The sequence below is a fragment of the Verruconatronum alginivorum genome (genome assembly GCF_056590205.1).
The window spans coordinates 1625261-1644128 of the sequence record NZ_JBWPVQ010000001.1 but is presented as its reverse complement, the minus strand read 5'-3'; the positions used below and the strand labels follow the sequence as shown (position 1 = coordinate 1644128).

16 protein-coding genes and 2 tRNA genes are annotated in these 18868 nt (G+C 59.5%); 9 read left to right on the top strand and 9 right to left on the bottom strand.

The window, feature by feature from the left end; translation table 11 throughout:
- Positions 1-236: 236 nt before the first annotated feature.
- Positions 237-632 (top strand): DUF3568 family protein, encoded by a 396-nt coding sequence (locus ACWUI2_RS05950; RefSeq protein ID WP_486981940.1) that lies wholly within the window; start codon positions 237-239, stop codon positions 630-632.
- Between the two features lie 313 nt (positions 633-945).
- Here the strand turns inward: ACWUI2_RS05950 and ACWUI2_RS05945 are convergent, their stop codons facing one another.
- Complete coding sequence (locus ACWUI2_RS05945) at positions 946-1686, bottom strand: TorF family putative porin (protein ID WP_486981939.1); 741 nt, start codon at positions 1684-1686, stop codon at positions 946-948.
- Positions 1687-1851: 165 nt separating this feature from the next.
- On the opposite strand from ACWUI2_RS05945, the gene ACWUI2_RS05940 reads away from it, so the two are divergent.
- Both ACWUI2_RS05940 and ACWUI2_RS05935 read left to right on the top strand, forming a co-directional pair.
- Positions 1852-2238: a DUF423 domain-containing protein gene (locus ACWUI2_RS05940; RefSeq protein ID WP_486981938.1), complete on the top strand. Its 387-nt coding sequence runs from the start codon at positions 1852-1854 to the stop codon at positions 2236-2238.
- 79 nt (positions 2239-2317) lie between these two features.
- Positions 2318-3724 (top strand): CCA tRNA nucleotidyltransferase, encoded by a 1407-nt coding sequence (locus ACWUI2_RS05935; protein ID WP_486981937.1) that lies wholly within the window; start codon positions 2318-2320, stop codon positions 3722-3724.
- A gap of 16 nt (positions 3725-3740) precedes the next feature.
- Here ACWUI2_RS05935 and ACWUI2_RS05930 read toward each other — a convergent pair whose 3' ends face one another.
- Positions 3741-7067, bottom strand: a complete 3327-nt coding sequence (locus ACWUI2_RS05930) for a PAS domain S-box protein (RefSeq protein ID WP_486981936.1) — start codon at positions 7065-7067, stop codon at positions 3741-3743.
- A gap of 129 nt (positions 7068-7196) precedes the next feature.
- On the opposite strand from ACWUI2_RS05930, the gene ACWUI2_RS05925 reads away from it, so the two are divergent.
- Both ACWUI2_RS05925 and ACWUI2_RS05920 read left to right on the top strand, forming a co-directional pair.
- Entirely contained in the window at positions 7197-8162 is a 966-nt protein-coding gene (locus ACWUI2_RS05925; RefSeq protein WP_486985044.1) for a sodium-dependent bicarbonate transport family permease, read from the top strand.
- Positions 8159-8461 (top strand): P-II family nitrogen regulator, encoded by a 303-nt coding sequence (locus ACWUI2_RS05920; RefSeq protein ID WP_486981935.1) that lies wholly within the window; start codon positions 8159-8161, stop codon positions 8459-8461. The genes ACWUI2_RS05925 and ACWUI2_RS05920 overlap by 4 nt, the downstream gene beginning before the upstream one ends.
- 139 nt (positions 8462-8600) lie before the next feature.
- On the opposite strand, the gene ACWUI2_RS05915 is transcribed toward ACWUI2_RS05920, so the two are convergent.
- Together ACWUI2_RS05915 and ACWUI2_RS05910 are read right to left on the bottom strand one after the other, a co-directional pair.
- A complete protein-coding gene (locus ACWUI2_RS05915) occupies positions 8601-10562 on the bottom strand; it encodes a phospho-sugar mutase (RefSeq protein ID WP_486981934.1) in 1962 nt (653 codons plus the stop codon).
- Between the two features lie 48 nt (positions 10563-10610).
- Positions 10611-12071: a UTP--glucose-1-phosphate uridylyltransferase gene (locus ACWUI2_RS05910; RefSeq protein ID WP_486981933.1), complete on the bottom strand. Its 1461-nt coding sequence runs from the start codon at positions 12069-12071 to the stop codon at positions 10611-10613.
- A 59-nt stretch (positions 12072-12130) separates the two neighbouring features.
- On the opposite strand from ACWUI2_RS05910, the gene ACWUI2_RS05905 reads away from it, so the two are divergent.
- The 4 genes from ACWUI2_RS05905 (at position 12131) to ACWUI2_RS05890 (ending at position 15064) form a co-directional block, all read left to right on the top strand.
- Positions 12131-12460 carry an FtsB family cell division protein gene (locus ACWUI2_RS05905; protein WP_486981932.1) on the top strand — a complete coding sequence of 110 codons (330 nt, stop codon included), beginning with the start codon at positions 12131-12133 and terminating at the stop codon, positions 12458-12460.
- 90 nt (positions 12461-12550) lie between these two features.
- Positions 12551-13030, top strand: a complete 480-nt coding sequence (locus tag ACWUI2_RS05900) for a type IV pilus modification PilV family protein (RefSeq protein WP_486981931.1) — start codon at positions 12551-12553, stop codon at positions 13028-13030.
- Positions 12987-13589 carry a PilW family protein gene (locus ACWUI2_RS05895; RefSeq protein ID WP_486981930.1) on the top strand — a complete coding sequence of 201 codons (603 nt, stop codon included), beginning with the start codon at positions 12987-12989 and terminating at the stop codon, positions 13587-13589. The genes ACWUI2_RS05900 and ACWUI2_RS05895 overlap by 44 nt, the downstream gene beginning before the upstream one ends.
- The gene (locus ACWUI2_RS05890) at positions 13586-15064 is read left to right on the top strand and encodes a DUF7305 domain-containing protein (RefSeq protein WP_486981929.1); all 1479 of its coding nucleotides are present in this window, start codon (positions 13586-13588) and stop codon (positions 15062-15064) included. Before ACWUI2_RS05895 ends, ACWUI2_RS05890 begins: the two co-directional genes overlap by 4 nt.
- 24 nt (positions 15065-15088) lie before the next feature.
- Here the strand turns inward: ACWUI2_RS05890 and ACWUI2_RS05885 are convergent, their stop codons facing one another.
- From ACWUI2_RS05885 to ACWUI2_RS05865, 5 genes are all read right to left on the bottom strand, one after another.
- Positions 15089-15820, bottom strand: a complete 732-nt coding sequence (locus ACWUI2_RS05885) for an SDR family oxidoreductase (protein ID WP_486981928.1) — start codon at positions 15818-15820, stop codon at positions 15089-15091.
- A gap of 291 nt (positions 15821-16111) precedes the next feature.
- Positions 16112-16187: transfer RNA gene (locus ACWUI2_RS05880), tRNA-Ile, on the bottom strand.
- Positions 16188-16278: 91 nt separating this feature from the next.
- Positions 16279-16354: transfer RNA gene (locus ACWUI2_RS05875), tRNA-Ala, on the bottom strand.
- Between the two features lie 314 nt (positions 16355-16668).
- A complete protein-coding gene (locus tag ACWUI2_RS05870; protein ID WP_486981927.1) occupies positions 16669-17358 on the bottom strand; it encodes a DUF4412 domain-containing protein in 690 nt (229 codons plus the stop codon).
- Positions 17359-17489: 131 nt separating this feature from the next.
- Positions 17490-18851: a replication-associated recombination protein A gene (locus tag ACWUI2_RS05865; RefSeq protein ID WP_486981926.1), complete on the bottom strand. Its 1362-nt coding sequence runs from the start codon at positions 18849-18851 to the stop codon at positions 17490-17492.
- Positions 18852-18868: the final 17 nt, after the last annotated feature.

The window sequence follows — 18868 nt, the reverse complement described above, 5'->3', positions numbered from 1 at the left end:
AATGCGGGACTCCAGGTTTTCGACGCTAAAATTGACTGGCCGTGAAGCGCTCAAATTTCCGGGTTGCGGAGATCAGGTTAGAAAAGAAGGTCGGTTCATCTTTGAAATCCGTCATCCCAAGTCAATTACGTTTTCTTATTTTTTTACGTTGTTTCAATAATGGGATCATTGACCGAGCGGGTAGTGTTTTCTATGATTCGATCCTCCGCTTTTACATCATCCTTGTTCAATTCATCATGAAAAAACGCCTGAGAAACCTTCTATTGATCCCTCTTATTTCAGCACCCTTGCTGCTCGCGACCGGCTGTATCGCAGTCGTGGGAGCCGCGGCGGCCGGTGGGACGGTGGCCTACGTCCGGGGCGAGTTGGAAACGACCTACGAGCATCGGCTCGAAGTCGTTCAAGACGCGAGCGTGGCGGCAGTGCGCGAACTCGGTTTCTCGCTGATCAGTGACCGCGGAGACCGTACCGGTGGAGAGATCATCGCGCGGACGGCCCGTGACCAACGTATTCAGATCATCCTCGAACCGAAAGGCGACAATCTCACGAAAGCGGGGATTCGGGTCGGCACCTTCGGTGACCAGGAATTGTCGGTGCAGATTCACGAAGCGATCCGCAACCAACTTCGCTAAGGGCGTTCGCGGTGTCGTCTGCCCTGTTGGAGTCCCGGCTTCAGCCGATCCTTGAGTCGACATGGGGGACCGCATAAATGCGGAACTCCAACAATCAACCCGCTTGAGCTATCGATCGATGCCGCTTCTGGGGTTCATCTCATAGGAGGGGTTCATCTCATAGGAGGGGTTCATCTCATAGGAACCAAGCGTAGCCGATCACCCGTCCTACTGAAGTTCGCCATCCGGGCGTCAACAATCCGGATACGAAAAAGCCCGCGGGCGCATAACCCGCGGGCTTGAATAAGTTTTCTCTAACGATTCCAACCGGGGCTTAGAAGCCGGCGGTGTAGGAAACCGTCCAGAAGAAGTTCTGATCGCGGAGGCCCAAAGCGGTGAGGCTGGCGCGCTCGGCGGTCTGGAAGTGAGCTCCGGCGGTGATGGTCGAGAACTCGTTCAAGCGGAACGGCACTTCAGCCGAACCACCCCAGTAGTGGTAGTTCTCGTTCACGCGGGGCGAACCTTGACGGATGCTTCCGCCGAACTGGTTGCCGTAGAAGGCCGACACGTCCAAGGAGAACTGAGCGGCGGCATCCATCGCGAAGCTGTAGCCGATGCTGCCTTCGACGGCGTGCGTGCGGCGATCAACATCGTAGAAGTAATAAGCGGCGGCGCTGACTCCGGGCATGCCGACGTCTTCGAACTTGGTGCCGATGTAACCTTCGTGAGTCCGGTTCAAGCTGGCGTTCGGCCAGTGATACACGGTGGCTCCGACGTCGAACACAGCCATTTCAAGACCCGGGATCACCAGGGAAAGTCCACCGTAGTAGTGGATTTCGCTCTGCTGGGCATCGAGAGGCAGGTTCGAGAAGAGACCGACATAGAAATCGCCGAGGCCGACTTCGATGGAGGGCTGGAAGGAGTTATCGGCGAACTCGACACCGCGGAACACATATTCCGAAGCGAAGGTCAAGTCGCTGGTAACACTCAAGTCAGCCGCAGCGGGAACGAAAGCCGAAAGGCTCGAACCGCCAGCGACGACAGCCGCCGTAAGAGACGCGATTGTCTTTTTCATAATTTCTGTAGTTTGTGCGTTTGTTGTTTGTTTGCGTGCCGTAGTAGCAGTACGGCAGCGTCAGTTGAGGGGATTCCCTGAAGCATATCAAGGAAAAAAATACAAAAATCTTCGATTTTTCGCTTTCTTCTTTCCTCCTGCGCGCCCGAGCGCAGGCTGTCGTTCATGGACAGAGCCACACGTATTCAGTTTTCTTGCGCCGCGGTATTCGGGATGACCGCCGTGGCGGCCGGAGCACTCGGGGCCCACGCGCTGACTGACATTCTGGCGGAACGCAATATGACGGCGGCCTGGGAGACGGCGGTAGTCTATCACTTGAGCCATACGGTCGCCCTGCTTTGCCTGGCGATTTGGAGCGTCTCCGGCAGGGCCAGTCCCACCGTCCGTTGGGCGTCGGGATTGATGGCCGGGGGAATCCTGCTCTTTTCCGGCTCGATTTACGGCCTTGCGCTCGGGGGGCCGAGCTTGCTCGGGCCGATGACCCCGATCGGCGGAGTTCTCTTTATCGCGAGTTGGGCAATGGTTCTGGTCGCCGCTTGCAACGCGGAATGAATCGGACTCCGGCCCGGGCTCCATCCTTCGGCGAACAGTCGCTTTGACGACGGAGTCTCGGGGAATTAGTTTGGCGGACATGGAGATACCGGAAGAGCTCGGGCACGCGATCGCGGCGATTCGACAGGTGGGGAGGCCCTATCTGGTCGGCGGTTGTGTCCGCGACCATCTTCTCGGCCATCCCGCCCATGATTTCGATGTGGAGGTTTTCGGCACCGACTACGAGACATTGCGCACGGTTCTCGCGGGGTTCGGCCCGACCGATGTGGTGGGCAAGAGCTTCGGTGTCGTCAAAGTCCGGTTACACAACCGCGATTACGATTTTTCTCTGCCGCGCCGCGAAACCAAGACCGGGTCCGGCCATCGTGGCTTCGAGACCAATCCGGACCCTACCCTGACCTTCGCCGAGGCCGCGGCCCGCCGCGATTTTACCATCAACGCGATCGGTTTCGACCCGATTTCGCGCGAAGTCATCGACCCTTTCGACGGCAAACGGGACCTGGAGGCAGGATGGCTCCGGCATGTCGGCCCGGCTTTCTCGGAAGACCCGTTGCGGGTCCTCCGAGGGTTCCAATTGGCGTCGCGATTCGACCTCCGGATGGTTCCCGAGACGGTCGACCTTTGCCAAAGTATCGCGGGTGCATTTCACGAATTGCCCAAGGAAAGACTCTGGAACGAGTGGGAGAAATGGGCCACCCGATCGGTGGTCCCATCGCGCGGAATCGAAATTCTCACCGCGACCGGCTGGATCCGGCATTTTCCCGAAATCGCGGCCCTGGAAGAATGTCCACAGGAACCGGAATGGCACCCGGAAGGAGATGTCTTAACCCATACCCGGCTCTGCCTCGACGCCTTGGTGCGAATTCCCGAATGGCATGGATCGGCCCGCCAGATGAAGGCAATTTTGACTTTCGCGGTGCTGAGCCATGATTTCGGAAAAGCAACCACTACCCGCCGGGCGGAACGGAGAGGGCGCGAGCGGTGGATCAGTCCGGGCCACGATCGCGAGAGCGGATTGATGGCGGAAACATTTCTCGACGGAATCGGGGCGCCGAAATACTTTTCCCAATACGTCCGGCCCTTGGTCGAGAATCACATGTACCACGTGTCGGCCCAGTTGACCCCGAAGCCAAACACCATCCGGCGGCTGGCGCGGCGTCTCGCACCGGCCAGCATCGAAGATCTCGCGATCGTCATGACCGCCGATGTCCGCGGACGGGCGCCCGGCGCCAATCAAGCCCATCCGGGAGTGAAGGCGCTTCTCGACGGAGCCCGCGCATTGCAGGTGGAAAGGAAACCTCCTCGCCCGTTGATCCTCGGCCGTCACTTGATCGCCCGGGGCTTGACGCCGGGGCCAGGTTTCAAACCTATTTTGGATGAATTGTTCGAGGCCCAGCTCGAAGGCGTGTTTTCCAACGAGACGGAGGCGGCGGCTTACCTGGAGCAATATCTAAAACGCCGAACAGGAGACGAGGCGGACCGTTGACCGACTCGACCCCGGCCTAATCTTCGGAATTTCGAGCGGCATCGGCCGCCGGCAACTCGATCCAAAAGGTGCTGCCCCGCCCTGGTTCGGAATCGACCCCGACGCGGCCGCGCATCCGTTCGACTGCTTTGCGCACGATCGCAAGACCGATGCCCGTCCCCGCGAACATCTTCTCCGGATGAACCCGTTCGAAGATATTGAAAATCCGCTGCTGGTGCCGGGACTCGATCCCGATACCGTTATCCCGGATCGAGAGCCGGACCCAATCCCCGGACCGTTCCGTCCAAACGTCGACTTCGGGTTTCGCCCCGGCCGATACGAACTTAACCGCATTGCTCAACAAATTGGTGAGACATTGCACCAGCGACGCATCCTGTCCCATCACTGAATGCACCGGTTTTCGAATACGGATCTCCACCCCTGGTGCGTGGAACTCAGGATAATCCTGCACCACCTCCTCCAGCAGCTTCTCCAGCTCAACCGGCTCCAATTTGATTTCCGCCCGAATCAACCGGCTATAGGAAAGCACGTCCTGGATCAGCGTATCAAGCCGGGTCGCGGCGGAAACGAGTCGCCGCAAGTAGTCGCTCCCTTCGGATCCGATTCTTTCCCCATAATCCTCCAGCAAAACCTGTCCCATTCCGTGAATCGCCCTCAACGGCGCCCGCATGTCATGGGAAATGCTATACGAAAACGCTTCAAGTTCCCCGACGAGTTCGCTGAGCTTCACCGTCCGTTCGGCCACCGCTTCTTCCAGGTGTCCGGCGTGACGACTGAGTTCTTCCCGGGCTTGGTTCAATGCTTCCTCCATTTGCTTCCTCTCCGTCAGATCCCGGAGGATTTTCAAGAATCCGTAGACCTCCCCATCCGCGTCCCGCAATGGCACCAATACCCCGGAGGCCCAAAACAGGCGCCCGTCTTTGCACTGGTGCCAACGGTCGTCTAAGGCCCGTCCTTTCGCCCGCGCTTCTTCAATTTCTTTTTCCGGAGCGCCCGCCTCTCTCTCGGCAGCAGTCCAGAATAATCGGCTGTGCCGACCCACGATCTCCTCCTCTCGATACCCCATGATTGACTGGGCTCCCGGATTCCATGAGGTGACAATTCCATCCTTGGCGATGGTGATGATGGCATAATCTGTCGCGCTCTCGACGATTGTCCGAAATTTCTCTTCGCTACGGGCCAACGCCTCTTCCGCGCGACGACGCTCCAACCCGAGCGCGATCAACTCGGTGACCGATGCCGCCGCCTCCAACAACTCCTCCTCAATGGTTTCCTCCGAAAGGATGGTAAACACGCCAATCAACCGGCTCTCGATCATCAAGGGATACCCGGCGAAAAACCGAAAAACCACGGCATCCTCCGTGGTCCGGCCTTCCGCCTCCAGATCCTCCATAATCTTCGGCGTCCGGCTCGCGATCACTTCCGCCATCTCCTCCCAGCCGCAGGTTCGGCCGTCTGCATCAACGTACCCATCGGAACAATACGGAACCCATTCGCCCGGATTTTCGGAATCCTTCACCCAAACGCAGACCATTGTTCCACCCGGGAGCACGCGGGCCGCCGCCTTGGCGCAATCACGGAGAATTTCCGCCACCCCTTGTTCCCGGCTCATCGCCAATCCGACTTCGCCCCGCAATACCATGCGGCGGTTTCGCCGCTCCAGATGCTCCTCGTTTCGCTTCCGCTCGGAAATATCCTTGAAATAGACCGATAGCGCCTCACCGGACGGATACGCGTGGATCTCCAGCCAGATTCCCAGTTGCGCGGAATAGACCTCGAATTCACGCTTCTCCCCGCTCCGCACCGCCTCCCGCAACACTTCGCCGATCTCCGAGCCCGTGGGCGGAGGGTAAACCTCACCCAAAGAATGACCCAAAAGCTCCTCCTCCGGCTTGCCCAGGAGTTCGACGGCCCGGGAGTTTAGGTAGGCAAATTTCCCTTCATGGTCGAATGAAACGAACCCATCACTAATGCTCTCCAACGTATTGTGCAGTTTCCCGGCAAGCACCCGCACCGCTCGGTCCGCTTCCCGCTTTTCCGTGACATCCTGGAAAACCAACACCGTCCCGGTCATGCCTCCCGCTTCGTTCCGGATCGGAGCGACACTGTCCCCAACTGGTCGGCGGGTTCCATCCCGGGCTTCGATCAACAAGGGAGGAGGTGCCTCCACGGGTTTCCCGCGAAGCACCCGGCCGACTGGATCATCGGCCTGCTGTCCAGTCGCCTCCACCAACAATCGAATCACTTCCTGATGGGGCCGCCCGCGCGCTTCCTCCAAACTCCAGCCGGTCAATTCTTCCGCCACCGGATTCAAGAAGGCGATCCGTCCGTCCCGGTCGGTCGCCACCACGGCGTCTCCAATACTCGCCAAGGTGACCCGCAGACGTTCCCGTTGCTCTGCTTCCTCCCGTTGACTCGCCCCGGCCCGGGCCGTAGCGGCAGTCAAACTCCAGGTTATTCCAAACAGGAGAAACGAGAACGCGGTTCCCACACCGGCGATCCACGGGATCCATTCCCTCCGCGAGGCCGCTTCGAAGAAGTGGGTGGATCGAAACTCCAACCGCCAAACGCGCCCTGCCACTTCAAGCTCCTCGGTCCGGGCGTAACGCGACCGTTCATCCCGGGACCCAGGGGTTTCGTAAATCAGGTTCTCATCTCCGGTGGAAGCGTCGAAGACCCGTAGATGGAACTGCCACGGTCCGCCGTATTCGAAGCTCTCCGCCATCAGCCCTCCGACCCGAAAGGGACTGAACAAATATCCCACGAACCGGGTGTCATCCGGTTCGGCGTCCGTTCCAATTTCCCCTTCATAGGAAGGAAGGAAGATATAAAAGTCGATTCCCCCTCCGTTGGAGCGAACCGGCCCGGAGGCGGCGGCGCTCCCCTCCCTCCGGGCCCGCGTGATCGCCTCGACCAAGACCGGATGGGCCCCGAGATCATAACCGACCGCCAGATCCGGCTCCGGTCTGGCCGGCTCGAAGAACACGATCGGATAACGCCTCTCCCCCTCAGACTCGCCCGGCACAACAAACCCGATCCCGGAAATCCCCCGGTAATCGGGATCGAGCCGGAGACGCCGCATGAATTCCCGGAGTCCGTCGTCGGTGATCCCCCGGTCCAAAAGGAAGAGCCCGGCACCGGCCCGCAGGACGGAGGTATAATGGCGCAACTGATTCTCGATCGCCAGCGAGGACCGCGACACGACGCCGTCGAATCGCTCCTGATCCACGGTTTCCGTCAACCTTCCCAAATGAAGGACCGCCAGGAGTGTTGAAACCAATCCGAGCGACAAAACCAAAAAAGGGGCGAACCAGCAGTATTTGGATGTTCGTTTGAAACTCACATGTCCGATAATCTCGCCTCGACTCTCCGGTTTCGCAACCGGCGATAAAGCAGGATTCCGAGGCAGACCGAAATCCCCACCTCCGGTATTTACATTTCCATGGTTTTGCCGCGAAAATATCTTCCGACCATGACCGCGCTCGAACTCATTCAGATCAATCTTCTTTCGCCGGTGGTGCTGGCCTTCTTCCTCGGCGCCTTCGCGACCCTTGTCCGGAGCGACTTGAAGATGCCGGAAGAACTGTACCAAGCGTTGACCATCTATCTGCTACTGGCGATCGGCATGAAGGGGGGGGTAGAACTATCCGCCAGCTCCCCCGCCGAATTCCTGCTTCCCTCGATCGCCGCGCTGCTCCTGGGGGTTGCAATTCCGATCTGGTGTTATCTCTTGCTGCGGGTCGGCAAGCTGGGGGTCGCCGACGCTGCCGCGATCGCCGCCCATTACGGGTCGGTCTCGGCGGTGACTTTCCTGGCGACCCTGGCGTTCCTCGCGGCCGTCGGGGTACCGCATGAAGGGTTCGTCCCCGCTCTGCTGGCGATCATGGAGGTGCCGGCCATCGTGGTTGGTTTGCTGATCGCCCGGTCGCGGCTCCCGGGGCGAACCTCATGGGGTGAGATCTTCCAGGAGATCTTTACCGGCAAAAGCATCATTCTCCTTCTGGGCGGTCTGATGATCGGCTGGATCGTCGGACGGGAAGGGTTTTCCAAAGTGGAGCCGTTTTTCGTCGCGCCCTTTTACGGCGTGCTGGCGTTATTCCTGTTGGAAATGGGGATGGTCGCCGCCCGGCGATTAGGCGATTTCAAGAAAGCGGGATGGTTCCTCGTATCGTTCGCCGTAGTCATGCCGTTGATCAACGGTGCGGTCGGCATTTATGCGGCCAAACTGGCTGGCCTCTCCATGGGAGGCGGCGTGATCCTGGGAACTCTCGCCGCCAGCGCCTCGTATATCGCGGCCCCGGCAGCGATCCGTCTCTCTTTGCCCCAGGCGAATCCGACTTATTACCTCACGACGTCGCTCGCGATCACTTTTCCATTTAATCTCGCCGTCGGTATCCCGCTTTATTATACTTTGGCGCAATTGATCTACGGCTCATGAACCTCAAACCGCTCAAACTCGTCACCGTCGTCGCCGAAGCAGTCATCGCCGACAAAATCATCCGGGACGTCCTCGACCTCGGCGCCACCGGCTACACGTCCACGGCGGCCGAAGGCCGCGGTTCGCGCGGAGTCCGAGCCAGCGAGTGGGAAGGCAAGAACCTCCGAATCGAGGTCCTCGTAACCGAACCGGTCGCGGAAAAAATTTTAAAACTCCTTTCCGAGTATTACTTTCCCAATTACGCCGTAGTCGCCTACATGCATGAGGTCTCGGTGGTTCGCGGAGCCAAGTATATCTAAAGAACGCCCGAAAGTTCTTCGACCGCCGGATGACTGCCGAGCGTGCGGCCATCGGCGGCCATTCGAAAGCGGTGCGGGGACGCACCCGCACTCCAAAGCGCTTCGCGCTAATCCCAGCTTATCTTGATGCTCGAATGAATTATCCTCCGGCTCGCGCGTCGGCGTCTTTTTCAATCGCCGCGCGAAGCGATTCGAGGCGTTGCCGGGTGGTTTTCTTCAGTTCCTCCAACGACCCGCTTCCGACTTCCTCCCGGGCGAACAGGTAAAATTTGATCTTCGGCTCCGTCCCGCTGCCGCGCACCGCATACGAATAACCGTTGGCCAGGCGCAACTCGTAGAAATCCTGCGCGGGAATCTTCATTCCGTCCGTATCGTGAATCTCATGACGACCGAAGTCGGTGAACTTCTCCACCTTGACTCCGCCGATTTCTTTCGGAGTCTCGCTCCGATAGGAATCAAGGATCCGCTTGATCTTAGCCGCCCCGGCCGCCCCTTCGTAATAAATCTGCCCGAGCATCTCCGAGTAGTAGCCGTATTTTCGATACAGATCATCGAGATGGCCGGGGATCGTCTTTCCCTGCTTCTTCACCGCCGCGGCCAATTCGCAGAACATCAGCACCGCCGCGTTGGCGTCTTTGTCCCGCACCGTGTCACTGGCGAGATATCCGTAGCTCTCCTCCCCGCCAAAGACGTAGAACGTGCTGTGAGCCTGCAACAACTCCGCCCGTTTCCGCCGGTCTGTCCGGTCGTAGTCGATGGCAATGCCGAAGCGATCCCGATATTTGCGGACCAGATTTCGCTCCCAATTGCCAATCTTCGCCGCGATCCATTTGAAACCGGTCAGGGTGTTGATCACCTTCAACCCATGTTTTTCAGCGATCGCCGCCTGCAGCTCCGAGGTGACGAAGGTCTTGATCAACGCAGCCGACGCGCCTCCTTCCTGAGGCAACCACCCGAGCTCTTTGTATTTGGTGATTCGATACTCAGCCAGGAGGGCTCCGATTTGATTTCCGGTCAAAAGGACCAACTCCCCTTGATCGTCGCGCACCGCGACGCCCATCCGGTCGGCGTCGGGATCGGTGGCCAGGACGATGTCAGCCTCCTCGCGGCGGGCCAGATCGATCGCCAGGGTGAGGGCTTCCGCGTTTTCCGGGTTGGGGCTTTTCACCGTGGAGAACGCGGGATCCTGCACCATTTGCTCCTCGACGGTCTTGAACCGGATGCCGAAATGTTTCATCAACGGCACCGAGGCGATTCCACCGGTGCCATGGATCGGCGTGAAGACCACTTTCAAATCGCTCTTGGCGAAGACGGCCGGATCGAGGACGACCGAGGCGACCTCGCGCGAATAAGCGTCTCCGGCCCAGTCCGGCAGGTTGACCACCTCCTTCAAATCGACTTCCAGAAACGGCGGGAGATCCTTCAACTCCACCTTTTGCACTTCATCGATAATTCCGCTCGCCTGCGGTTCCACCACCTGGCCGCCGTCTTCAAAGTAGACTTTGAATCCATTGTCATGGGGTGGATTGTGGCTGGCGGTGATGACGATGCCGGCGGTCGCCTTCAATTGCCGCACCGCAAAGCTGAGCTCCGGGGTGGAACGGGGTCCGTCGAAGACGAAAGCCAAACCGCCGAGGCGCGCCCAGGTCGACGCGGCCAATTCGCAGAAGTGCCGGGAGAAATACCGCACGTCGTGGGCGATCACCAACCGGGGTTGCTCGAACCGCCGCTGCTGCTCCAGGAACTCCCGGGTGTAGCGGAAAAGACCGATGGTTCCCCGGATGACATTGAAGTCGTTCAAGGCATTGCTACCGACCGCCGGATGCGCCGGGTGTCCGCCCTCGGGAGCATGGCCTTTTTCCGCGGCGGTCATCACCCGTCCAATGGTTCGGCCGCGCATGCCACCGGTACCGAACTCCAGGTATTGATAAAACCGGTCGTTCAACTCCTCGAACGCTCCGGCCTCCACTAGTTCGCGCACGCTTGCCTCCCCCCACTCCGGGAGGAAGTCGCCTTCGAGCCAATCGCTCAGATTCCGGGCAGCTGAATCCAGCAGCTTCTTTTCGCTTCTCGCTTGTTCGACAGTTTCGAGGATGTTCATGATCAAAATGGTATCGTTTTTTGTCCAGCCGGGCAGAGTTATGCCGGCTTATTCGAGAACCAGGCCGTCGCGAAGTGCCGGCTTTATATCGAGCTTCGCCCACGATTCAGCGAAACTCCGTTCGTCGGTCGCGAAAAGCGGCCCGACCTCCAAGTCGATTCCCGGGACTCCGTCGGCGTCGGTTTCCACCGGCACCCCGGCAGCTTTCAACCAGCGGGCGAATTGTTTCAACTGATCTCTTCGGCAAGTCTCGGGCGAATCGAGGCCTTCGGCATTTTTTACCGGCGAAAACTCATCCTCCCGGCGGGTTTCGATCACCACCGGCCGATTCGCGAAAGGGAGCGCGTCGAAGACAAACATCTCGAACTTCACCCCGTTCGGAGCCTCCGGTTTCACCGGTCGCCCGGCGTCGTCGACCGTCGGGATTTTCTTGTTGGCCCGATGGAAGGGCAGAGGGGATTTTTCCTTCGATCCACCGCCGAGTTTCTTCACAAACGACGTCGCCAACAAATGGATTGCGATGCTGCCGCTGCGGAAAACCAGTTCGCCCGCCGCGTCCCGCTTCTCCGCCAACTCATCGGGGAGGTCGCTGTATTCCACCACCATCATTTTCCCTTCGGACACCACGAAGACGCCGACCTTTTCCCCTGGATAGGCCTTGGGCAACATCTTGCTCGACATCTCCGACCTTTCCTGGAGATGAAGACCGATGAAGGTCGGGTCGATCGCCTGAATCAATGGATTGTCGACCTGGAAATAGGAAATCGCTTCGACCCCCAGTTCCTCCATCTTGGCCACCGCGCCGCTGCGGCAGAGAGCGCGCAGGGAACCGCCGTGACCATCGGGAGACATCGCGATCCGGCCGGGGGCTTCCAACAGGATCTTGCCGTCGAACCCGACCGCCGGCATCCGTCCCTGACGGAAAAACATTACCTCGTTCTCCGGCAAACCGAAGAATCTATGCTCGCGGAAAAACCGTTCGGTCGCCTCATGATTGGCGTGACTGGTCATGACAAACCATGGAATCGCCGCTTGGAAACGACGACGCGCGGCCAGAATCTTCTCGGCGAAAACCTGGAACAAAGGTTTTTCCCTCACCGGCGTCACCTTGAACGTTCCCTTCGGACCATCGTATCCCAAGCGGGTCCCTTGACCTCCCGCGACCGTGAATGCCGCCACTTTCCCTTTCCGCAGGGCCTCCTCGCCAACGGTCCGGGCGGATTCCCAATGTTTTTTGTCCTCGGCGGTCGAAGGCAATCCGAGAAACGGAGCCGGCTTTAAAGCTGAAAAATCGACGCCGACCTCGCCGTTTCCTTCGAGATGAATCCGGACCAACTCGGCGACTTCGGCCAAATCAATCTCGCCCGCCTCCGCCAAAAGCGAATCCCGCTCGGCGGACGACAGCTTTTCCCAGAAACGGAAAACCTGTCCCTGACCGGCCTGCTCAAAGGCTTTTTTAACGGCGCCGGCGTCCGGCCGGGCATTTGAAGATTGCGGAGAACTTGTCATTGAACGATCCATCGTGTTGAATGTCTGCCTATCGAAGATTCTGACACAACGGCCGCGCCATGAAAAACCGAAAGCTGGAAAAATACATCCTTTTCCTCTTCTGCGGGTTGTTCATGGCCGCAGGAGCGGTTTTTTTCGTCTTGTTCGGTCAAACCTACCGCGAGTATACCACCGTCAAATCCCGAGAGGCGTACTACCAGGAAAAACTAGCAGAGATGGAGGCGCAGTTGAAGGAAAAAGAGGAAACGCTCCACCGCCTCCGCCACGACCCCGTCTTCATCGAACGCGCGATCCGCCAACGTCTTGGTTACGCGAAGCCGGATGAATTGGTCTTCCGCTTCGAAGAGTACGAGGAGCCCCCTCCCTCTCCCGCTCCGGGCGATCGCTGAACGCTGTCGATTTACCCTTTCTTTACCCCCTTGAAGATTGCCCCGTTCGGCCCGGTTCCTAGGATTGCTGACCGGAACATTCTTCTCCCGATGCATCTGCTCCACCATAAACAACGCCTTCAGGCACGGCTTCCGCTTCGGCGAAAGTCGGGCTTCTCTCTGATCGAAGTGGTCGTTGCCACCTTCGTCCTCGGGCTATGCATCGCCGGCAGTCTCATCAGTCTGCAAATGGCTTTTGGGATGGTCGAGCAGTCCCGCGACCAAACCATGGCCACTCAATTTCTCCAAGCCGAGATCGAGACCCTCCGCCTGAAAAACTGGGCCGAGCTGACCGACATGCCGGCCGAGGAGGAATTCGTGGTCCACGGAGAGTTCGGCCAGGAGGTGGCCCAGCGTTTCCGTTGCGTCCGCCGCATCCGCGACGCCCGGCCCGGCGTCGAAATCAAGATCGTCACCGTCGAAGCGACTTGGACTTCCCGCAACGGCGTCTCCCGCGAACTGATCTACGAAACCCGCATTTCCAAAAATGGAATCAACGACTACTACTACCGCACGTTGCCCCCGGAATAAACGGTCCTCGAAGAGCGGATACACCATCGCCGAGATCATGGTCGCCGCCACCGTCGCGACGCTCCTCCTCGCCGGTGTCCTCTCCTCTTGGGGATTCGTCGGCAGAAGCTCCGTCGGGATGGCCAACTACACCGAGATGAACACCATCGGCCGGATCGGATTGGAGACGTTCGCCCGCGATGTCCGGCAGGCCCGCGACATCTACGAGGACTTCAACGACTCCGAAATGGTCCTGATCCTCGAAGAAGACGAAGACGGCAACCGTTCCCTCGTCAACTACTACTACGACCCCACGGCCCAGGCCTTCAAACGCCAAACCGGCTCCAGAGCCGCCAACGCCTCCAATGAGGTCTGGGGGAATCCCCAAACGGTTTTCAAGGACGTGGAGGATTTGAAACTTTCGTTTTTCCAAACCACCGGCGAACCAGCGATCAACAGTCTGGAAACACGCCTGATTCAATTGGAACTCCAGATGGTCCGGGAAGCGAGAACCCAGGAACATACCAAACGAATCGTCTCTGCCCGCTACATCATGCGGAACAAATTGCACGGCTTATGAAAACACGCGTCACTTCTCTCCAGTCGCCGTTCGCCAGCGAGAAAGGCAGCGCTCTCATGACGGCGATCATTTTCTCCACCGTCAGCATGGTGACGGTCGCCAGCTTCCTCAAGCTGACCAACCACGAACTCCGCCTCTCCAACAGCACTTTCTACATGAACCAAAGCCTCAACATGGCCGAGGCCGGGTTGGACGAGGCGATGCATTTGCTCAATTTCGAAAACGACAACGGCTGGACCGTCACCGGGAACGACGCCCGCTTCAGCGCCGACGACATCCCGCTCGGCCGGGGCGCCACCGGCGGTTTCGACGTCCTGGTGGAAGATTGGCTCGGCGATCCTGTCGTCACCGCCGAAGGCCGGGTCACCGCCGGGACTGGTTTCACCTCCAGCAAACAACTGCGGATCACCCTCCGCCCCCGCTCCTACTTCGCCAACGGCATCACTTCCCGCTGCCGGATCACCTTCAGCGGAGGAAACAGTCATGTCGAAAGTTACCGATCCTCCGAGGGTGTGGTCGGCTCCGCCCAATACGTCCGCCGCGACCGCGCCGCCGTCGCCACCACCTTTTTCGAACAACGGGCGCTCGACATCGGCAACGGGTTTATCTGGGGTTACGCTTTCACTGGAGGTAGTGATGTTCGGGTCGGCCCCCACGGCACCGTCAAGGGGGCCGACAGCCCTCTCCTTCCCCTCGTCGATCCCAAGCGGGTAGCTCGGGATTTCTCGGCCATTTTCCCTCGCGCCCTCCCTCCTCCTTCCCGCACCCTCCCGGAACCCGCTGTCAGTATCCCGGCGATCGAAGCCTGGATCGCAGCCAACAATATTCCCCGCACCGTCCATCATTACCTCGACTCCTCCAATATCGGGCGCAGCACCTACCGGACCAATTACGGCAATATCTCGACAACCACCTACCTCGGCATTCCCGGCGCCTTGTTCCCCATGGTCGTCGAAATGGAATCGCTCAATCTGAACGGCCCCAACCTCCACATCGTCGGCCCGGTCATCCTGGTGGTTCGCTCCAGTGGTAGCATCACCGTCGGAGGGGGTGGCCGCCTTATCGTCGGATTCGATCAACAAAACAGGGAAAACGCCTCCCTGCTCCTTTACACCGCTGGAAACGTGACCTTTCAAGGAAACGGCGGCATGGAAAACCGGACTCGCATCCCCAACAACCTGGCGATCTTCGGAATGGGGGCGGAGGTCGACGAATGCAGCCGCTCCCAGACCTTCGGCCTCGGCGGCAACGCCAGCTGGGAGGCCCTGGTCTACGCCCCAAACGCCGACATCACCTTAAACGGTGGCGGCAACAGCGGCTACATGGCCGGAGCGGTCGTCGGCATGAGCGTCGACATCAACGGCGGCAGCCGCTTCCACTACGACGAGGACACCGAAAGTTTCCTCAAAGGTTTCGGCTTCGCCATGAGCTCCTGGCGGGAACTTCCCCAAATCGAACGAATTTCCTTCCACTGAGTGCCCCGCGCCTTCCGACCGCCCCTACTGCAACGGCCGCAAGACAATCTCTTCGATCACCGACCCGCGTGACAAACGGGTCGCCTCGACCACCGCCCGGGCGACGTCCTCCGCCGGCATCAAGGTTTTGGGATCAACCCCGCTTCCCTCCCATGACGGCGTCCAGGTCGCGCCGGGTATCACCGCGGTCACCCGGATCCCATGCCCCTTCAACTCCTCGCGCATGACCCGGGTCAACCCGTGCAACCCCGCTTTCGCCGCGCAATACCCGGTCCCTCCCGGATGCGCCTGGAGCCCGGCGATCGATCCGATGTTGACGATATCCCCCCGGCCCCGCTCCGCCATTCCCCGGGCCACTGCCTGCGACACCAGGAAAACGCTCCGCAGATTCACCGCGACCTGCTGGTCGAAATCCGCCAGCGAATATTCCAAGAAGGAACCTGGAACGAACTCCCCGGCGTTGTTCACCAAAACGTCGATGCGCCCGGCTTTCTTCGCCACCGCCTCGATTGTTCGCCCGACCGCCCCTTCGTCGGTGACGTCGCACGGAAACCCCTCCGCGTCGACCCGGGGAAACTTCCGGCACTCCGCCGCCACCTCCCGCAACGGCCCTTCGCGCCGGGCCAGCAACGCCAAATAACAATTCCCCCGCCTCGCGAACTCCCGCGCCACCGCCGCCCCGATCCCCTGGCTCCCCCCGGTGACCACCACCACCAGCCTCTCCGCATCCGCATTTGCCCCGCCCGCACAATCCATCCCCCAGTAACACCGTCCCCCCACCTCACGTCAAGCGACTGAGCGACGGAAAACCTCAAATCGTAGAGCAGGATGTCGAAACTCGCTTCGCACGACCGGGGGCGGATCCTGGAAAACGATGAGGGCGATCTATGTTAACCGCATGCCAACAAACGGATTGGCTCAGGACTTTGGCGAGTTGAAGTTTTCTGGCAGGACGAGCCAGAGAGGTCCCGGGATCATCGGCCCGTCTGCACTCGTACCGAGCTTTGGCGCGGTAGCCGTCGCCTCCACTGACGTTCCAGCCAAGGCTGGTGGGCCCTCAGGGATTCGAACCCTGGACCAAGGGATTATGAGTCCCCTGCTCTAACCGCTGAGCTAAGGGCCCGCTTTTCCGGGTGGTTTGAAGATGCGCGGATGGGGCGGAAGAGCAAACAAAAATTAGGGTGCCAACTAAAGCGAAGGGTAAGAATCGAAAATGGTGGAGCCGATCGGGATCGAACCGACGACCTCGTCATTGCGAACGACGCGCTCTTCCAACTGAGCTACGGCCCCATGGTCAACAAGATCCCATGGAAACCATCAAGCCAAGGATTGCAAATCAATTTCTTGCTCTTCCGCTCGAAGCGGATAGGCGCCCCCAAGATGGGCACATTATCATAGATCCCCTATTGAGAAACTTCACTGTTTATGCGGCTTGGAGGGCGACGAAATCGGAGGGTTGGCTTCCAGCCGACCTCACCCTGAAACGACGCCGACGGCGGACGGCAGGATGCCATCGCTCCCAGTGGCGAGGAAGTTTCATTCCAAGATATTTGCCGGGCAGAGATCGATGAGCGGGCATCCATCGCTCCTACGGAGCTGTATGATCACCGGGGAAGCTGGAAGGGCGAACTCATCCCACGGTAGCCGGAGGGGGCTTCGAAGAGCGATTCTGACAATTCTTCCCGCTCGACTTCCACCACTTCAACCCGACTCGCTTCCCGTCCGTTGCGGTGTTCCACGATCAGAAGCGGGAAAAAGCTTTCTCCCGCCATCGCCCGGCCAGGAGCCGTTCCTGCCCGGGGATCTTCCGGATCAGGAATGTGCAATCCGCCGAAATTCCCCAGTTCATCGGTGGCCCAGATTTCATATTCAGTCGCTCCGTCGCGGACCACATATTTTTCGGCGGTATGCCCGAGGATCGTCCGGGTCTCTCCGGTCGCTTCCGGCTTCTTGTCTTCATCGACGTCTTCCGCGTCAGTCCCAATGTCGGGCACCGGCATCGTCATGTACATCCGCTGTTCGGGCATCAACATCAGGATTTCCTTCGCCGACATATCGATGATCATCACTCCTCCACGAGCCCGGGCCTCCCCGGTCTCGACCCGCATCCGCTCCCCTTTGACATAGTAATCGATGGTTTGCTCAGTGGTTCCTTCGGTCATCTTCATTTTCACCCGGCCTTCAAAAACGTCGTCGGAAGCAGAGGCCGCCCCGGACGAGCCGAGAAATAAGAAACCGACCAAAAGAAGCGCCGGAATGATGCGAACGAGTAGGGATGTTGGTGACTGGTTCATAGGAAAAACAGTAACACGCCCGCCTCGCCCCGGCCATCCCGGACCGCCCGGGTATTCCCCGTCGCTGGGGCCGGGGATTCCCGCAGACACCCCGAGGGAAGGTCGCGAAAGGTTGCGACGTCCACTTCCCCCTATCTTCCGCCCTTCGACTGGCGCTCCTGCTTCAAATCGCGCCAGCGCTCCAAGCGTTCGGCCACCGCCTTTTCCGCTCCGTTGAGCTTGGGTTCATAGAACCGAACCGGTCGCTCCAAATAATCCTGCCCGGAAATTGCTTCGGGGAATTCGTGATTGTAAAGATACTCTTTCCCGTGCCCGGCTTCCTTCCCCGAGGAACTATGGGAGTCACGCAATGCCAACGGAACCGCCTGGACCGGCTTTTCCCGAATCTCCCGTTTCGCTTTGCCCAATGCTTCCGTGGTCGAATTGCTCTTCGGGGAGGTCGCCAGAAAGACCACCGCATGGGCGAGGGTCAGTTCGCACTCCGGAAGCCCGACGAAATCGCAGGCCTGGTGGGCCGCCACCGCCACCGGGAGAGCGTGGGAATTGGCCAACCCAATGTCTTCCGAGGCGAGAATCACCAATCGCCGGGCGATGAATCGAGGATCTTCTCCGCCGGCCAACATCTTCGCCAACCAATAAAGCGCGGCGTCCGGATCACCTCCCCGCATGCTCTTGATGAAAGCCGAAATCGTATCGTAATGCTCGTCCTCGTCCGCATCGTAACGGATCTGGCGTTCGGCCGCGAAGGCCCGCAAATGCTCCGAGGTGATTTCGCTTCCATCCGGCAGCCCGGCGACTACCACCTCCAACGCATTCAACGCCCGCCGCAAATCGCCATCGCAGAGTTTCGCCAAACCGGAAAGGACATCGCCCGGAGCCGTGCAACCATGTCGGCCGAGACCACGCTCCTCGTCAACCAGGGCGCGGGCCAATGCCTCGCCGACGTCGGCCGGACTCAGCGGTTCCAACCGGAACAAATGACTCCGGCTGACCAGAGGAGCGATGATATAAAACCCTGGATTATGGGTGGTGGCTCCGATCAACCGGATGAATCCCTCCTCCACGTCCGGTAACAACAAGTCCTGCTGGGCCTTGTTGAACCGGTGGATCTCGTCGATGAACAAAATCGTCTTCAAATCGGGCCGCGCCCTCGCGGCCTGCAAGACCTGCCGCAGCTCGGCGACATTGGACTGGACCGCGTTCACCCGAACGAACCGCCCGTGGGTCTCTCGCGCGATTACTTCGGCCAGACTGGTCTTCCCGCATCCGGGCGGACCGTAAAAAAGAAGGCTGCCGAAACGGTCAGACCGGATGAGTTTAATCAAGAGGCCGTTTTCATGGAGCAGATGGCGCTGACCGATCACTTCGTCGAGCCCGCGCGGACGCATCCGCGCGGCAAGAGGCCGATGAGCCGGGACCCCTGGTGACCGGGGGGGATCCGGGGCCGGACTTTCCGCGCCGGAAAACAAATCGAATTGGTCGGGAGGATGCACGATGCCGAATTAGGTAA

Excerpts from the sequence above, each read along its gene's own strand:
- ACWUI2_RS05935 (WP_486981937.1), top strand. The coding sequence starts at position 2,318 with ATGGAGATACCGGAAGAGCTCGGGCACGCGATCGCGGCGATTCGACAG.
- ACWUI2_RS05905 (WP_486981932.1), top strand. The coding sequence starts at position 12,131 with ATGAAAAACCGAAAGCTGGAAAAATACATCCTTTTCCTCTTCTGCGGG.
- ACWUI2_RS05885 (WP_486981928.1), bottom strand. The coding sequence starts at position 15,820 with ATGGATTGTGCGGGCGGGGCAAATGCGGATGCGGAGAGGCTGGTGGTG.
- ACWUI2_RS05895 (WP_486981930.1), top strand. The coding sequence starts at position 12,987 with ATGGAATCAACGACTACTACTACCGCACGTTGCCCCCGGAATAAACGG.
- ACWUI2_RS05870 (WP_486981927.1), bottom strand. The coding sequence starts at position 17,358 with ATGAACCAGTCACCAACATCCCTACTCGTTCGCATCATTCCGGCGCTT.
- ACWUI2_RS05910 (WP_486981933.1), bottom strand. The coding sequence starts at position 12,071 with ATGACAAGTTCTCCGCAATCTTCAAATGCCCGGCCGGACGCCGGCGCC.
- ACWUI2_RS05915 (WP_486981934.1), bottom strand. The coding sequence starts at position 10,562 with ATGAACATCCTCGAAACTGTCGAACAAGCGAGAAGCGAAAAGAAGCTG.
- ACWUI2_RS05950 (WP_486981940.1), top strand. The coding sequence starts at position 237 with ATGAAAAAACGCCTGAGAAACCTTCTATTGATCCCTCTTATTTCAGCA.
- ACWUI2_RS05890 (WP_486981929.1), top strand. The coding sequence starts at position 13,586 with ATGAAAACACGCGTCACTTCTCTCCAGTCGCCGTTCGCCAGCGAGAAA.
- ACWUI2_RS05920 (WP_486981935.1), top strand. The coding sequence starts at position 8,159 with ATGAACCTCAAACCGCTCAAACTCGTCACCGTCGTCGCCGAAGCAGTC.
- ACWUI2_RS05900 (WP_486981931.1), top strand. The coding sequence starts at position 12,551 with ATGCATCTGCTCCACCATAAACAACGCCTTCAGGCACGGCTTCCGCTT.
- ACWUI2_RS05925 (WP_486985044.1), top strand. The coding sequence starts at position 7,197 with ATGACCGCGCTCGAACTCATTCAGATCAATCTTCTTTCGCCGGTGGTG.
- ACWUI2_RS05940 (WP_486981938.1), top strand. The coding sequence starts at position 1,852 with ATGGACAGAGCCACACGTATTCAGTTTTCTTGCGCCGCGGTATTCGGG.
- ACWUI2_RS05945 (WP_486981939.1), bottom strand. The coding sequence starts at position 1,686 with ATGAAAAAGACAATCGCGTCTCTTACGGCGGCTGTCGTCGCTGGCGGT.